The 16,136-nt window shown below is 65.5% G+C and carries 13 protein-coding genes; 6 read left to right on the forward strand and 7 right to left on the reverse strand.

What is annotated here, in order from left to right:
• The first annotated feature begins 34 nt into the window (after window positions 1-34).
• From Q9316_RS11695 to Q9316_RS11710, 4 genes are all read left to right on the forward strand, one after another.
• Entirely contained in the window at window positions 35-994 is a 960-nt protein-coding gene (locus Q9316_RS11695; protein ID WP_306031788.1) for an alpha/beta fold hydrolase, read from the forward strand.
• Complete coding sequence (locus Q9316_RS11700; RefSeq protein ID WP_306031789.1) at window positions 991-1,935, forward strand: DMT family transporter; 945 nt, start codon at window positions 991-993, stop codon at window positions 1,933-1,935. The genes Q9316_RS11695 and Q9316_RS11700 overlap by 4 nt, the downstream gene beginning before the upstream one ends.
• A 156-nt stretch (window positions 1,936-2,091) precedes the next feature.
• Window positions 2,092-3,288, forward strand: a complete 1,197-nt coding sequence (locus Q9316_RS11705) for a CaiB/BaiF CoA transferase family protein (protein ID WP_306031790.1) — start codon at window positions 2,092-2,094, stop codon at window positions 3,286-3,288.
• Window positions 3,285-4,934 (forward strand): thiamine pyrophosphate-binding protein, encoded by a 1,650-nt coding sequence (locus Q9316_RS11710; protein ID WP_306031791.1) that lies wholly within the window; start codon window positions 3,285-3,287, stop codon window positions 4,932-4,934. The genes Q9316_RS11705 and Q9316_RS11710 overlap by 4 nt, the downstream gene beginning before the upstream one ends.
• 192 nt (window positions 4,935-5,126) lie before the next feature.
• On the opposite strand, the gene Q9316_RS11715 is transcribed toward Q9316_RS11710, so the two are convergent.
• Together Q9316_RS11715 and Q9316_RS11720 are read right to left on the reverse strand one after the other, a co-directional pair.
• Window positions 5,127-5,465, reverse strand: coding sequence for a TIGR01244 family sulfur transferase (locus Q9316_RS11715; RefSeq protein WP_306031792.1), 339 nt, complete (start codon window positions 5,463-5,465; stop codon window positions 5,127-5,129).
• Between the two features lie 71 nt (window positions 5,466-5,536).
• On the reverse strand, window positions 5,537-6,391 hold the full coding sequence (locus Q9316_RS11720) for a DUF4432 family protein (RefSeq protein WP_306031793.1): 855 nt from the start codon (window positions 6,389-6,391) through the stop codon (window positions 5,537-5,539).
• 210 nt (window positions 6,392-6,601) lie between these two features.
• On the opposite strand from Q9316_RS11720, the gene Q9316_RS11725 reads away from it, so the two are divergent.
• Complete coding sequence (locus tag Q9316_RS11725; protein WP_306031794.1) at window positions 6,602-8,044, forward strand: L,D-transpeptidase family protein; 1,443 nt, start codon at window positions 6,602-6,604, stop codon at window positions 8,042-8,044.
• A gap of 151 nt (window positions 8,045-8,195) precedes the next feature.
• Complete coding sequence (locus tag Q9316_RS11730) at window positions 8,196-9,389, forward strand: glycoside hydrolase family 5 protein (RefSeq protein ID WP_306031795.1); 1,194 nt, start codon at window positions 8,196-8,198, stop codon at window positions 9,387-9,389.
• 55 nt (window positions 9,390-9,444) lie between these two features.
• Here Q9316_RS11730 and Q9316_RS11735 read toward each other — a convergent pair whose 3' ends face one another.
• The 5 genes from Q9316_RS11735 to Q9316_RS11755 form a co-directional block, all read right to left on the reverse strand.
• The gene (locus tag Q9316_RS11735; RefSeq protein ID WP_306031796.1) at window positions 9,445-10,968 is read right to left on the reverse strand and encodes a globin-coupled sensor protein; all 1,524 of its coding nucleotides are present in this window, start codon (window positions 10,966-10,968) and stop codon (window positions 9,445-9,447) included.
• 250 nt (window positions 10,969-11,218) lie between these two features.
• Window positions 11,219-11,935, reverse strand: a complete 717-nt coding sequence (locus Q9316_RS11740) for a ParA family protein (protein ID WP_306031797.1) — start codon at window positions 11,933-11,935, stop codon at window positions 11,219-11,221.
• Window positions 11,936-12,155: 220 nt separating this feature from the next.
• A complete protein-coding gene (locus Q9316_RS11745) occupies window positions 12,156-13,301 on the reverse strand; it encodes an iron-containing alcohol dehydrogenase (protein ID WP_306031798.1) in 1,146 nt (381 codons plus the stop codon).
• Between the two features lie 5 nt (window positions 13,302-13,306).
• Window positions 13,307-14,686, reverse strand: a complete 1,380-nt coding sequence (locus Q9316_RS11750) for an aldehyde dehydrogenase family protein (protein ID WP_306031799.1) — start codon at window positions 14,684-14,686, stop codon at window positions 13,307-13,309.
• 50 nt (window positions 14,687-14,736) lie between these two features.
• Window positions 14,737-16,101: a glutamine synthetase family protein gene (locus Q9316_RS11755; protein WP_306035283.1), complete on the reverse strand. Its 1,365-nt coding sequence runs from the start codon at window positions 16,099-16,101 to the stop codon at window positions 14,737-14,739.
• Window positions 16,102-16,136: the final 35 nt, after the last annotated feature.

Raw genomic sequence — 16,136 nt, forward strand, 5'->3', positions numbered from 1 at the left:
TCGCGTTGACCTTTGCCGAACGGGAGGAATGGTGGTGTTTTCAGAAGCCGGGACGCTGAAGAGTACAAGCGGGGCGACGCTCGCACTGCGTCATGAGCCGGCGCGCGGCGACGCACGCGGCATCCTCCTCCTCAGCCACGGCCTTGCCGAGCACAGCGCGCGTTATGCGGCCTTTGCCGCACACATGGCGGCGGAAGGTTTTCACGTCTATGCCCACGACCATCGCGGCCATGGCTTCACAACAGCGCCGGATGCGCCGCGCGGCCAGTTCGCACCGTGCAACGGCATCGGCCGCGTGATCGCGGACATGCGCGCCGTCAGGGACCATGCCGTCGCCCGGCATCCGGGCCTGCCGGTCGTGCTCTTCGGCCATTCGATGGGCGGGCTGCTGGCGCTCGCCTTCGCCGAGGCGCATCCGGCCGACATCGATGCGCTGGCCGTCTGGAATTCCAACCTCGAACCCGGCCTTGCCGGACGCATCGCGCAGGGCGTGCTGGCGGCCGAGCGCATGCTGAAGGGTTCGGACGTGCCGAGCGGCATCCTGCCGCGCCTCACCTTCGGCGCCTGGGGGAAATCCATCGCCGGCCGGCGCACGGCGTTCGACTGGCTGTCGCACGAGCCCGCCGAGGTGGACGCCTATATCGCCGATCCCCTCTGCGGCTTCGACGTCAACGTCTCCATGTGGATCGACATCTTCGCCGTGACCTTTGCCGGCGCCTCGGCCGACGGGCTCGCCCGCCTGCCGAAGCGTCTGCCCATCCATCTTGTCGGCGGCGACGAGGACCCGGCGACGGATCGCGGCCGGGCGACGCTGGCCTTTGCCGAACGGCTCAAGAAATCACGGCTTGAGGACGTCACGACGATGGTCTATCGCGGCATGCGTCACGAGACGCTGAACGAAAGCCCGGCGTTGCGCGATCCCGCCGTCGATGCCTTTGCCGGCTGGTGCCGGCGGGTCGTCGAGGAAAGGCGCCGGGTCCCGGAACACACATGAGCACATCCGCCGTCACGCCGTTGCGCAACGAGGTCAGCCTCGGGCTCCTTCTCATGGTGCTCTCGGTACTCGTCTCGCCGATCATCGACATCTTCGCCAAGCTCGCCGTCACCTCCGTGCCGGCGACGGAGATCACCTTCGTGCGCCTCCTGTTCCAGATGACGGTGCTGGGGCCGATCTGTCTGATGCGCGGCACGCTGCTCGACGTGACCCGGAAGAAGATGAGCCTGCATGCGGCGCGCGGCCTGCTGATGGCCATCACCATGATCAGCTTCGTCACGCCGCTTGCCGTCATGGAGGTGGCGGACGCCATCGCCATCTTCTTCGTCGAGCCGATCATCCTGACGATCCTCGGCTCGATCTTCCTCAAGGAGACGATCGGCTGGCGGCGCTATACGGCCTGCGGCGTCGGCTTCTTCGGCTCGCTGCTCGTCATCCAGCCGAGCTTGCAGGAGGTCGGCTGGATCGCGCTGCTGCCCGTGGTCGCCGCCTTCTCGCTGGCGCTGTTCTTCCTCTTGACCCGTCTGGTCGCACAGAAGGAGGACCCCTGGTCCATGCAGTTCTATGCCGGCCTCTGGGGCGCGCTCTTCGCCGGCATTCTGCTTCTTGTCGGCGGCAGGGCGGGCATATCCTTCCTGACGCCGGTCATGCCCGACATGGCGAACACGCTCTACATCGCCGGCGCGGCCGTCGCCGCCACCATTGCCGGCGTGCTCGGCGTCTATGCCTACCGTTCGGCGCCCGCCTCCACGCTCGCACCGCTGCAATATCTGGAGATCGTCTCGGCCACCATCCTCGGCTGGTGGGTGTTCGGCGACCTGCCGGACGCGCTGAAATGGCTCGGCATCGCCATTATCATCGGCTCCGGCCTCTACGTCATCTGGCGCGAGCGGCAGGTGGGCAAGACGGCGACCATCCCGCCCACCTCGACGCCGATCTGAAGCACGCAAAACCGCCCGGCATCATGTCAGTCTCAGCCGTCATGATGTCCCCGCCCGCTTCGGCTATCGTGCCCACCGGCTTTTTGTTATCCAAGGGAAAACGGGCGTAAAGGCCCGGCGGGCGCCTTTGCGCGTCCACCCTGGAGGAAGTGCACGATGGAGAAGTCGAACCTGCCGCTTGCCGGCATAAGGGTCATCGAGCTGGCGCGGGTGCTTGCCGGCCCTTGGGCCGGCCAGATGCTGGCCGACATGGGGGCTGACGTCATCAAAATCGAGAACCCGGACGGCGGCGACGACACGCGTGCCTGGGGCCCGCCCTTCGTCATGGGCAAGGACGGCGAGAACCTCTCGGCCGCCTACTACCACTCCACCAACCGCGGCAAACGCTCCATCGCCGTCGACCTCAAGACCGAGGAAGGCCGCGACATCGTCCACCGCCTGATCGCGACCGCCGACGTGGTAATCGAGAACTTCAAGGTCGGCGGGCTCGTCAAATACGGGCTCGACTACGAGAGCCTCGCGAAGAAGCATCCGAAGCTCGTCTATTGCTCGATCACCGGTTTCGGCCAGGACGGTCCCTATGCCGCCCGCGCCGGCTACGACTATATCGTGCAGGGCATGTCCGGCTTCATGTCGGTGACCGGCGCGCCGGACGGCGAGCCGATGAAGGCGGGCGTCGCCATCGCCGACATCTTCACCGGCATCTATGCCGTGACCGCTATCCAGGCCGCGCTCATCCACGTCATGAAGACCGGCATGGGCCAGCATGTCGACATGGCGCTGCTCGACGTTCACTCCGCCGTCATGGCGAACCAGAACATGAACTTCCTCGCCTCCGGCACGGCGCCGGCGCGGCTCGGCAATGCGCATCCGAACATCTCGCCCTACGAGGTCGTGCCGACCTCGGACGGGCACATCATCCTCGCCGTCGGCAATGACGGGCAGTTCCGCAAGCTCTGCGGCATCCTGAAGCTCGACGGCGTGGCGGACGATGCACGCTTTGCGACCAACCGCGCCCGCGTCGCCCATCGCGACGAGGTGCGCCGCCTCGTGACGGGCGCGACGGCCGCCATCGGCAAGGCCGACCTCCTGGCCGCCTGCGAGCGCGAGGGCGTGCCGGCCGGGCCGATCAATTCCATTGCCGAGACCTTCGACGATCCGCAGGTCAAGGCCCGCGGCCTGCGCATCGACCTGCCGGATGCGGACGGCAACAGCATTCCCGGCGTTCGCACGCCCATCGTCTTCTCCGGCACGCCGCTCACCTACGACCGCCCGAGCCCGCGGCTCGGCGAGCATACCGACGCCGTGCTGGCGGAACTCCATTCTCTCGAAGCAGGAAAGAAAAGCGCATGAAGACCGGTGGCCAGTTGATCGTCGACGCCCTCGTTGCCAATGGCGTCAAGCGCGTCGCCTGCGTGCCGGGCGAAAGCTACCTCGCCGTTCTCGATGCGCTGCACGACACGGATGTCGATATCCTCGTCTGCCGTCAGGAAGGCGGCGCGGCGATGATGGCCGATTGCTGGGGCCGGCTCACCGGCGAGCCCGGCATCTGCATGGTCACGCGCGGCCCCGGCGCCACCAACGCCTCGGCGGGCCTCCACATCGCCCGGCAGGATTCGATCCCGATGATCCTCTTCATCGGCCAGGTGCAGCGCGATGCGCGCGAGCGCGAGGCCTTCCAGGAAGTGGAGTACCGCCGCGCCTTCACCGAGGTCGCCAAATGGGTGGCCGAGATCGACGACGCCCGCCGCATTCCCGAATTCGTCACCCGCGCCTTCGCCGTCGCCACCTCCGGCCGCCCCGGCCCGGTCGTGCTGGCGCTGCCCGAGGACATGCTGACGGACACGGTCGAGACGGTCGAGCCGCAGGCCTATATGCCGGTGGAAGCCCATCCGGGCCGCAAGCAGGTGGAGGAACTGGCCGGCCTGCTGGAGAAGGCCGAGCGGCCGCTCGTCATTCTCGGCGGCACGCGCTGGTCCGGGGAAAGCGTCGCGGCCTTTGCGGACTTCGCCGAGCGCTGGTCGCTGCCGGTCGCCTGTTCCTTCCGCCGGCAGATGCTGTTCGACCACCAGGACCCGAACTATGCCGGCGATTCCGGCATCGGCATCAATCCTGCGCTCGGCAAGGAAATCCGCGAGGCGGACCTTATCGTGCTGCTCGGTGGCCGCTATTCCGAAATGCCGTCCGCGACGTACAGCCTGCTCAAGAGCCCCTACCCGCAGCAGAAGCTGGTCCATGTCTATCCCGATCCGTCGGAACTCGGCCGCGTCTACCGCCCGGATCTGGCGATCTGCGCCGCACCGGACGATTTCGTCGCCGCGCTCGAAGGCCTTGCCCCGAAGACCGCGCCGCGCTGGGCCGCCCGCACGACCGCCATGCACGAGAGCTACCTGAAATGGTCGACGCCGCCCATGGAAGGCCCCGGCGACGTGCAGATGGGGCCGATCATGGCCTGGCTGGAGGAAAACACCGGCGAAGACACCATCTTCACCAACGGCGCCGGCAACTACGCCACCTGGGTGCACCGCTTCCACCGCTTCCGCCGCTTCGGCACGCAGGCCGCGCCGACCTCCGGTTCGATGGGCTACGGCCTGCCGGCCGCGGTCGCCGCCAAGCAGCTCCACCCGGAGCGCGAGGTTATCTGCTTTGCCGGCGACGGCTGCTTCATGATGCACGGACAGGAATTCGCCACCGCCGTGCGCTACAACCTCCCGATCATCACCGTCGTCGTCAACAACGGCATCTACGGCACGATCCGCATGCACCAGGAGCGGGAATATCCCGGCCGCGTCAGCGCCACGGACCTCACCAATCCGGATTTCGCGGCGCTCGCCGTCGCCTATGGCGGCCATGGCGAGACGGTGGAGAAGACGGAAGACTTCGCGCCCGCCTTCCTGCGCGCCCGCGCCAGCGGCAAGCCGGCGATCATCGAGGTGAAGCTCGACCCGGAAGCCATCACGCCGACGCGCACGCTCTCGGATATTCGCAGCGGGAAGTAACGGTTGGGGCGTAAGGCCCCTCATCCCGCTGCCGCGACCTTCTCCCCGCAAGCGGGGAGAAGGGGCAAGGGGCGATGCCTCGCACCTTCCAAGACCGTCGATTTTTTTGAAAACCGGTTCGGCATGTCCCTTCGCCCCGCTTGCGGGGAGAAGGTGCCGGCGACGGATGAGGGGCTTTTCCCCTCCCCGGCCTCAGCCGCGAATGTGCTGCGTCTGTTCGTAGGTCTTGGTCGAGCGCATGCCCGAGCGGCAATAGCCGAGCATCGGGCGCGGCAGTTCGTCGAGCGCGTCGACCATGCCGGTCACCGCTTCCGCCGTCACGCCCATCGGGCCGACGGGCACATGGGCGGTCTCGATGCCGAGTTCGCCGGCGCGGGCGGCAATGGCTGCAAATTCCGGCTGGCCGGCCTCTTCGTGGTCGGGGCGGTGGCAGACGATGGATTTGAAGCCCATGGCGGCGATCGCGTCGAGGTCCTCGACGGTGATCTGGCCGGAGACGGAATATTCGTCGTTGATCTCGCGGATATCCACGGGGGTGTCCTTTCAAAAACGGGGCGTCCACCGTTTAAGCCGGTGCCGCCTGAGCGTCAATCATGCGAAATCTAGCGGACCTCGAAGGCGAGGCCGTAGCCGGCGCTTTCGCCGGGCGCAAAATCCGGCGCCTCGCCGGCGGCGATCAGCTCGGCGCGGGGGGCGAGGCGATGCGAGACCGGTTCGATGCCGAGCACGGCGCAACCGGGCGACTGGTTCCGCCAGACCTGCAGAAAGGGCAAGGTATCGGTGCGGAAACGGACATGCACGCTGCGCCCGCCGAGGCTGGCGATCGGCCCGATGGCGACCTCTGCCCAGCCGTGGTTCGCCGTCCCGACCGCCGGTACGCAAAAGATCGTCATGTCGCCCTCGCCGAAGCGCCAGGGCAGGCTGCCGCCGGGTAGCATGGCACCGGTCAGCCGCGTGTTTTCGTCAAAGAGCCCGGTGCCGAAATTGATGTGGTACATGCCAAAGCGCGGCCATGGTGTGGCTCCCGTATTGGTCAGCACGTCGTCCAGCGTGATGTGGCCGGTGGCCCGGTCGGCCCGCCAGCGGCGTGCAAGTTCGGCCGTACCGCCATTGGCGAGCACGACGGGAACCCGCCCCTCGCAGATTACCTCCCCCTCGTCCTCCTCGATGAGGGTGTGCAGCGCCGGATTGGAGGAGAACGAACCGTGCAAGGGATAGCGCCGCCCGTCCGCCGCGCCCTCGACCGGCACCGGATGGCGGATATGGTCGGGTCCGCAGGTGAACAGGAATCCCGGCAGGGCCCGGTCGATCCGCGGATCGCCATCCGAGGGAACCGCCGAGCCCGGCGCGACGTTCACTCCTTGAAAGACCGCGGCGCCGACATCGAGCACCGATTGCGGCGTCAGGTCCAGGCGAAACGAATGAGAGGATGTGTCGGCAGTGAGGACAAAGGTCATCCGGGGCTCCGGCAAGAGGCAGTCAGGCATGGCCCATGCTAGGGTCAAAATCCGGGCAAAGCCACGGGGCGCCGGCGCTTCGACCCCATATTTTCACGGAACCATCTCGACCGATCACAAGTTTTTGCCTGACGCGTTGACGTTAGGTTCACCATCGATTCAGATTTTCCATATTAAGGTCTGAATTCAAGTGTTCCGTCCGCGCGATATATGCAATCTGGCAGGTCAACGATCGTGAATTCGATATTTAAAACAAGCATTTCGCTTCTTGCAGCGGCGTCCGTTCTCGGATTCGCCCTCGCGCCTGCCCACGCCCAGAGCCGCTACGACCGCGATACGGTGCTCATCTCGCCGGAGGGTGATATCCTCGATTACGTGCCCGACGACGGCAGCGTCCGCTGGGCGCGTGACAACAGCGGCCGCTCGGTGCTGGTCGACAACTGGGGCAACATCGTCGCCACCGCCATGCCCGCCAACCGCGATTACGCACGCGGCGACGATTATCGCCCTCGGCGCGATCGTTACCGCGAGGTGCGCGGTTATCCTGAAACGAACCCGGATTACTTCCCCCCGGCGCCCGAATCCGGCTTCGGCGACGACCTGACGACAAGTTCCGTGCCGGAAATGCGCGAAGGCCTGCCGGGAGATATCGAACGGCAGCCCCTGCCGGATGCCGATTTCGGCGGTTCGCAGCCCCTGCCCGACTTCAACGGGAACGATACCGCCGCGCTGCCGGAAAACGGCATCGATCCGAATACCGAATTCGTGCCCGGCCCGAAATTCGAGCCGGCGACGGCGCTCGGCAAGATGTCATCGGCCGAAGTCACCGCGCTTCAGGTGTTCCTCGACCGCGAGGGTTTTTCGCCGGGCGTGATCGACGGGAAGAAGGGCTCGAACGTCACCAAGGCGATCGAAGCCTGGCAGAACGCGACGGGCGAGACGCTCGATCCGAACAATGCCGACGATATCCTGGAGCGCCTGCGCCTTTCCGGCGGCATGGCCTTCACCACCTACGAGATCACCGCCGCCGACGCGGCCGGTCCCTATGTCGCGTCGATCCCGGAGGATTACGCCCACAAGGCCGCGCTGCCGCATCTCTCCTTCACCTCGACGACCGAGATGCTGGCCGAGAAGTTCCATATGGACGAGGCCTATCTGAAGGAGATCAATCCGGGCGTCGATTTCACCATTCCCGGCACGCTCATCAAGGTGGTCGACACAGGCGCGAAGAAGACCGGCAAGGTGGCGAAGATCCTCGCCGACAAGGGCCGCAAGCAGGTGCTCGCCTATGATGAGAACGGTACTCTGATCGCCGCCTATCCGGCGAGCATCGGTTCGGCCGATACGCCTTCGCCCTCCGGCACGGTCACGGTCGAGCGCATCGCGCTCAATCCGGGCTACACCTACAATCCGAAGATCAACTTCCAGCAGGGCAGCAACAACAAGGTCCTGACCCTGCAGCCCGGCCCGAACGGCCCGGTCGGCACCGTCTGGATCGCGCTCTCCAAGCCGACCTATGGCATTCACGGCACGCCGGAGCCCTCGAAGATCGGCAAGACCCAGAGCCATGGCTGCATCCGCATGACCAACTGGGACGCCACCGAGCTCGCCAAGATGACAAGCGCCGGCGTGACGGTCGAATTCGTCGACTGACGGTTTTTCAAATAGACAGCGAAAGCCGGCCCGTCGTGGCCGGCTTTTTCTTTTCAGGAAAACCCGGTTTCGCCACGGTACGAACCGCAATTCGCCGCTTTTGCCTATGAAGGAGCCGAACCGCTTCATCGAAACCAGCAATCCGGTTCCCATGTTCAAGAAACTCCGCCCCGCCCTCTTCTTTCTCGCGCTTGCCGGCACGCTGCCGCACGCCGCTTCCGCCGCCGACCTCATGACCTTCTGGGATACGCCGCAGAAGGGCGGCAACAGCTTCAATGCCGCTGAACCGGACAAGGCCTATTTCGAGGCGCTTGCGGCGACCGGCGCGACCTGGGTGCGCCTGACCTTCAGCAAGTGGAAAGGCGAAGGCCGGGATTTCCTGATCGGCGATGCCGATGCCTACAAGGGCCTGCAAGCGAAGGACCTCGAAAAGCTGCGCAAGGCGCTCGACGCGGCCCATGCCGCGGGGCTCAAGGTGGCGGTGACGCCACTCAGCCTGCCGGGGGCACGCTGGAAGCAGCAGAACGACGGCGCGTTCGACGACCGGCTATGGTCCGATCCCGCCTTTGCCGATCAGGCCGTGGCCTTCTGGCGCGACCTTGCCGGCGCGCTGAAGGACCACCCCGCCATCGCCGCCTATAACCTCCTCAACGAGCCCGCGCCGGAAAAGACGACGGGCCTTGCCGAGAACGGCACGATGGAGGACATCATCGCCTGGCAGGCGAAGCATGCCGACAGCCCGCGCGACCTGCCGAAGCTCTATGCGCGCATCATCGAGGCCATCCGCGCCGTCGATCCCGTCACACCTGTCATGGTCGACGGCGGCTACTATGCCAATCCGCGTTCGCTGGCCGCCTGGCCGAGACGCCTTGCCGACGACAAGGTGCTCTACGCGTTCCACATGTACGAGCCCTATGACGCGACGAGCGCGCCGAACATGAAGCGCGACAAGCCCCACCGCTATCCCGGCGTCGAAACCGCCTATGCCGGCGGCAGGATGGCCTGGGACCGCAAGGCCGTCGCAGACCATATCGGCGCCGCCTTCGACTGGGCGAAGACGCAGGGCCTGCCGCCGACCCGCGTTGTCGCCGCCGAATTCGGCTGCATGCGGCTCTGGGCCGATTGCGGAACCTACCTGACCGACGTCATGGATGCGGTTGAGGAAAAGGGCGGCCACTGGGCCTTCTATTCCTTCCGCGAGGACGTGTGGGAAGGCATGGACTACGAGCTTCCGGCAAAGGTGAAGCCCGGCCAGTTCTACTGGATGAGCGAACAGGGCAAGGCCGGCACGCTGCCGCGCGACGGCGAACTGATGGACCTGCTCAAGGCGCGCATGCGGAAATAAAACAAAGGCCGGGCGGCATCGACGCCGCCCGGCCTTTCTCGATCCGACGCTTCACTCAGGCCGCGCGCGTATATCCAGAGCCCTCGGCAGCCTGGGCGGTGCCGCCGGTGCGGAAAGCGCTGAGCTGGGCGGCGATGGAGGCCGCCTCCTGCGTCAGCGCCTGGCTTGCGGCATTGGCCTGCTCGACCATCGCGGCATTCTGCTGCGTGATCTGGTCCATGGCGTTGACCGCCTTGTTGACCGCCTGCAGCCCGGTCGCCTGCTCCGCCGTGCTGGCGCGGATGGAATTGAACACCGCGCTGACGTCAACGACCTGCGAAACGATCTGGCGCAACGACTGGGCGACCTCGCCCACCGAGCGCACCCCGTCCTCGACCTGCCCGTGCGACTTGGCAATGATGTTCTGGATGTCCTTCGCCGCATCCGCGCAGCGCTGGGCGAGCGCGCGCACTTCCGAAGCGACGACGGCAAAGCCCCGCCCGGCTTCCCCTGCCCGCGCCGCCTCGATGCCGGCATTGAGCGCCAGAAGGTTCGTCTGGAAGGCGATCTCGTCGATCACCTCGATGATGTTGGCGATGGCGGAGGACGAGGCCTGGATCTCGCCCATGGCGGTGATCGCCTCTTCCACCACCTCGCCGCTGCGCTGGGCATTGTCGCGCGCCGCCATGACGAGCGCGTTCGCTTCGTCGGCGCTCTGCGCCGTCTGGCGCACGGTGGTCGTCACCTGCTCGACGGCCGCCGCCGTTTCCTCGAGGTTCGCCGCCTGCCGCTCGGTGCGCTTGGCGAGATCGTCGGATGCGGAGGCGATTTCGCGGGCGCTGAGATGGATCGATCCCGCGCCCGCGCCGATGTTGCCGATGGCCTGCGCGAGCGTGGAAATGGCGTGGTTGAAATCGTGGCGCAGCGATTCGTAGGCTTCCGGCAACGCGCCGGTGATGCGCGCGGTCAGGTCGCCGTCCGAGATTCGCTTCAGCGCGGCGCCGAAACTGTCGCTGACGAGCGCGCGCTCTTCGGCGACGACCTGCGCCTGCACCGCCTGCTGCTTGGCGACGTCGGACATGTCGTTGTAGACGGAGATGGAAAGGTCCATGTCGAGGAACATGGCCTTGAGCAGGCTGGCAAACCGCGCGGCGAACTCTTCCGGCTCGATCTCCCTGCGGGAAAACAGTCCCGGCTTCGGCCAGGATGCCTTGACCGCTTCCGTCAGCAGATGCTCGACGATCAGCGCATAGCCGCCGATATACCAGCGCGGCTCCAGCCCGATGCGCGCATGCACATGGCCGATCGTCTGCACCTTCGCGGCATAGTCGCCAGTGAAATCGCCGGCGGCGATGTTCGCCCAATGGCCGAGCTGGGCGTTCTTGGCGCGGTTGATGTGCGCCTCGTTGGAGAAGAGGTGGTTCACCTCCGGGCTCTTGCGCACGATGGCGTAGAACTTGTCGAGCGCCGGGCCGAGTTCCTTCTCGATGAAGGGCTTCAGCGTGCGCAGCCGCTTCAGGGACGCCTCGTCAAGGCCGAGATAGTCCAGACGACGCGCGATATCGTGGTTCTGGCTGGCGGTCTGCGGGGCTTGCTTCATTCTGAGGGGGTATCCTGGCATTCGGGAAATGGGGGAAAGCAGCAATTTCCCGTCGGAAGGGCGCCGCCGCACGGCACGCCCACCCCCGCAACCCCTCATGGGTCCTGTCGAAGGCAACGGCCTTCAAGGAATAGCTTTCTGACGGGATATCACTAGGTTGGGCATGGTAAATTGTTCATTACCAAGCCTTGTGCCTCTTTGCGGGAACGGCTGCGCATTTGGTCGCAACCGTTCCTGGCTTTCGTCAAGTTCAGGCGGCGTGCCGAAGCGTGCGGAAGAAGCCGCGCTCGGTTGCCACCGGCTTGCGCGAGGGCAGCAAGCGCAGCACCTCCTCGGCGAAGAGCCGCGCATTCTCGCGTGCCTTGTCGAGATTGCTGACCTTCGCGGAATCCATCGAATAGAGCGTGCCGCCACAGTCGAAGATGTCGCGGAAGGCCGTGCGCTCGCCGATCGGCGTGTCGAGCACCGTCACGCCGCGCGCCGAGAGCAGCGTCTTGATCGTGCTCATGGCGCGGGTCGTCACCATCGCGCTCATGCGCGTCAGCACGACTGAATGGCTGATGCGGATGCCCGCCTTCTCGTCGAGCTGCTTCAGGAGTTCAAGGATCTGCGCGGCGCCCCGCGCATCCATCGCACAGCCCTGCACCGGGATCATCACATGATCGGAAAGGCCGATGGCTGTGGCGACGAGCGCATCGCGCGCGCCAGCGAGGTCGATGATGAAATAGTCCGTCGTCGCCCGGTTTTCGCGGATATGACACTGGATGGAGGCCATGGAGACTTCCGAGATGACGGCGATGTTGCGCTGGCGGCCGGATATCTCGTGCCAGTGGCTGATCCAGCGCTGCGGATCGGCATCGAGGATGGTGACGCGGTGTCCCTGGCTGGCGAGCTCGGTGGCAAGTATCAGGGCCGCGGTTGTCTTGCCTGCGCCACCCTTGGCATTGGCAAATGTGATGACTGGCATGTCTTTCCTCGTTGAATGCTGCGAGCTTCCTCATCGCTCTCGTCCGGCGACCCCGTGCAAATGGCGCCCGCTTACTCAAACCTTTCAAAACATGGTTAACGAAGTGGAAATTTCCTTATCGCGAAGATTAACGAGACGGCGCCCGGTTTTTCGCTTCGCAAAGAAAAAGCCCGGAAAACCAGCGTTCTCCGGGCCCCTGTTATTTGTTAACGGTAAGAATTCAGATGCACTCGACGAAGAGCCGCCTGGCCGCATCGAGCGTCAGCTCCACCGGATTGCCGCCGGCCGTCGGGTCGACGATGGCCATCTCGGACATCTCGTCGATCCGGTCGGTGCCGACGCCGAGCGCCGACAGCTTATCCGGCACGCCGAGTTCCTCGCGCAGGCGCAGCACATAGTCGAAGAAGCCGTCGAAGCCGCCGGCTATGCCGAGATAGGCCGCGGCGCTGACGATCTTCGCCTCGATGGCCGGGCGGTTGAAGGTCAGTACCGGCGGCATCACCACGGCGTTGGTCATGCCGTGATGGGTGTTGTAGATCGCGCCGACCGGATGGGAGAGCGAGTGGATGGCGCCGAGGCCCTTCTGGAAGGCGACGGCACCCATGGCGGCGGCCGACATCATGTGGGCGCGCGCCTCGATATCCGTGCCGTCCTTGTAGGCGCGCGGCAGGTATTCCTTGACGAGGCGCATGCCTTCGAGCGCGATGCCCTGGCTCATCGGGTGGTAGAACGGCGAGCAATAGGCTTCGAGGCAATGGGCGAAGGCGTCCATGCCGGTGCCCGACGTGATGACCTTCGGCATGCCGACCGTCAGTTCCGGGTCGCAGATCGTCACGGAAGGCAGGATCTTCGGGTGGAAGATCACCTTCTTGGTGTGCGTCTCGGAATTGGTGACGACCGAGGCGCGGCCGACCTCCGAACCGGTGCCGGCCGTCGTCGGCACGGCGACGATGGGGGCGATGCCATCAGGATTGGCGCGTGTCCACCAGTCGCCGATATCCTCGAAATCCCAGACGGGGCGCGTCTGGCCGGACATGAAGGCGATGGCCTTGCCGAGGTCGAGGCCCGAGCCGCCGCCGAAGGCGACGACGCCGTCATGGCCGCCGTCCTTGAAGGCCTTGACGCCATCGGCGAGGTTCCTGTCGGTCGGGTTCGGATCGACCTCGGCGAACATCGCCCGGCCGAGGCCGGCGGCCTCCAGGATGGCGAGCGCGTTCTGCGTGATCGGCATGGTCGAGAGGCCGCGGTCGGTGACGAGCAGCGGCTTCTTCATACCGACCGCCTTGCAGTGGTCGGCCAGTTCCGAGATGCGGCCGGCCCCGAACTTGATCGCGGTCGGGTAGCTCCAGTTGGCGGTGATGGTCATGCTGTTCAAGCTTTCCTGAAATGATAGGATTTCGGGCGGGTAAGGTTGTGGAAGCCGATGACGGAGAGCGAGCCGCCGCGGCCCGTTTCCTTAACGCCCGTCCAGCACAGCGCCGGGTCGAGATAGTCGGCGCGGTTCTGGAACACCGTGCCGGTCTCCAGATCACGGGCAATACGGGCCGCGCGGTCGGAATCCTTCGTCCAAAGCGAGACGGTGAGGCCGTATTTGCAGTCGTTCATCAGGGCGAGCGCTTCCTCGTCGCTCTTCACCTTCATGATGCCGACGGCCGGGCCGAAGGTCTCCTCGGTCATGAACTCCATGGAATGATCGACATCGACGAGGACCTGCGGGGCGACATAGGCGCCGCCGTCATCGGCTGGGAACAGTTTCGGATCGACCAGCGCCTTGGCGCCCTTCGAGACGGCATCGGCGATCTGCGCGCGCACCGTCGCGGCGAAGCGCTTGTGCGCCATCGGCCCGAGCGTCGTTTCCGGATCGAGCGGGTTGCCGAGCTTGTAGTTGGAGACCCAGGCGACCGACTTCTCGACGAATGCGTCGTAGAGCTTCTCATTGACATAGACGCGCTCGATGCCGCAGCAGCACTGGCCGGAATTGTAGGTCGCGCCGTCCATCAGCGTGTCGACGGCAGCGTCGAGGTCCGCGTCCTCCATGACATAGCCGGGGTCCTTGCCGCCGAGTTCGAGGCCGACGGGCGTGAAGGTGCCGGCCGCCGCCCGCTCGATCGATCTACCGCCTTCGACGGAGCCGGTGAAGTTGACGAAATCGAAGCTGTTGCCGGCGATCAGCGCCGAGGTCGTGTCATGGTCGAGGAAGACGTTCTGGAAGACGTCTTCCGGCACGCCCGCTTCGTTGAAGGCGCGCACGAGGCGTTCGCCGACGAGCAGCGTCTGGGCGGCATGCTTGATGATGACCACGTTGCCGGCCATCAGCGCCGGGGCGATCGTATTGATCGCCGTCATGTACGGGTAGTTCCACGGCGCAATGACGAAGACGACGCCATGCGGCTCGCGCTCGATGCGGCGCTCGAAACGCTCGCTGTTCTCGATGACGATCGGCGCCAGCGACGAGCCGGCAATCTCCGCGACATAGTTGGAGCGCTCGTTGAAGCCCTTGAACTCGCCGCCGTAGCGGACCGGGCGGCCCATCTGCCAGGCGATTTCCGGCACGATCTCGTCGGCCATCTCGTTGACGCGTGCGACGCCCTTCAGCACGAGCTGGATACGGTCTTCCAGCGGACGCCGGGCCCAGGCCTTCTGCGCCTTCTTCGCGCGGGCGACAGCCTCCTGCGCGGCGGCCAGCGGCATCGCCTCGCGCTCGGCATAGACCGAGCCGTCCACGGGGGATATGCATTTGATCACAGTCATGATCGACTTCCTGTTGGTTCTATCGGAATTACAGTTTCTGGCGCTCCGGTCTACGCCCTCTCGAAGCCGCGCGCCACCTCCCAGTCGGTGATGCGGCGGTCGTATTCCTCCTGCTCCCATTCGGCAGCGCGAAGATAGTGGTCGACGACATCGTCGCCGAAGGCCTCGCGCAGCATCTCGGACTCCTTCAGCGCCGCCGCCGCGCCGCGCAGCGTCTTCGGGATCTCGCGGATATCCTTACCGCCATAGGCATCGCCCTCGAACGGCGCCTCCAGTTCCAGCTTGCCCTCAATGCCCGCGATGCCGGCCGCGATCAGCGCCGCCATGGCGAGATAGGGGTTGAGGTCCGAGCCGCCGACGCGGCATTCGATGCGGATGCCCTTCGTGCCCTCGCCGCACAGGCGATAGCCGGCCGTGCGGTTGTCCTTGCTCCAGACTGCCTTGGTCGGCGCGAAGGTTCCGGCGACGAAGCGCTTGTAGGAGTTGATGTAGGGCGCGAGGAAATAGGTGATCTCGCTGGCATGGGCGAGCAGGCCCGCCACATAGCTCCGCATCAGATCGGACATGCCGTATCTGGCGTCCTTTTCGAAGAACTTCGGCTCCTTGCCGTCCACGCTCCAGAGCGACTGGTGGATATGCGAGGAGGAGCCGGCGGCGGTGTAGTTCCACTTGGCAAGGAAGGTGACGGACTTGCCGCGCTGCCAGGCGATCTCCTTGGTGGCGTTCTTGATGATCGAGTGCCGGTCGGCCATGGCGAGCGCATCGGCGTAGCGCACGTTGATCTCCTCCTGGCCGGCGGATGCCTCGCCCTTGGAGTTCTCGACCGGAATGCCGGCGCCCTGCAGGCCGTTGCGCAGCGCCCGCATGACATCCTCCTCCTTGGTCGTCTGGAAGATGTGGTAGTCCTCGTTGTAGCCGGAAGCGAGGCGAAGGTCCCGGTAGCCGCTCTCGCGCGCATCGTCGAAGGACTGGTCGAACAGGAAGAATTCGAGCTCGCTCGCCATGTACGCCTTGAGGCCCATGGCCTCCAGCCGCTTGACCTGCCTCTTGAGGATGGCGCGCGGCGAATGCGGCACTTCCGCGTGGGTATGATGGTCGAGCACGTCGCACAGCACCAGCGCCGTGCCTTCGAGCCAGGGGAGCTTGCGCAGCGTCGCAAGGTCCGGCTTCATCGTATAGTCGCCGTAGCCGGCGGCCCAGCTCGTCGACTTGTAGCCGGAGACGGTCTCCATCTCCATGTCGGTCGCCAGCAGATAGTTGCAGCTGTGCGTCTCCTCGTACGCGCTCTCGACGAAATACTCCGCCTGGAATCGCTTGCCCATGAGGCGGCCCTGCATGTCGACGAGGCAGGCAAGAACGGTGTCGATGCGGCCTTCGGCTACATCCTTCTTCAGGTCATCGAACGTATAGGTCATGCTCATGGTCTTCGGTCCCAGAAAATCGTGCACGG

It is taken from the genome of Shinella zoogloeoides (assembly GCF_030733845.1).
Classification (GTDB): domain Bacteria; phylum Pseudomonadota; class Alphaproteobacteria; order Rhizobiales; family Rhizobiaceae; genus Shinella; species Shinella zoogloeoides_C.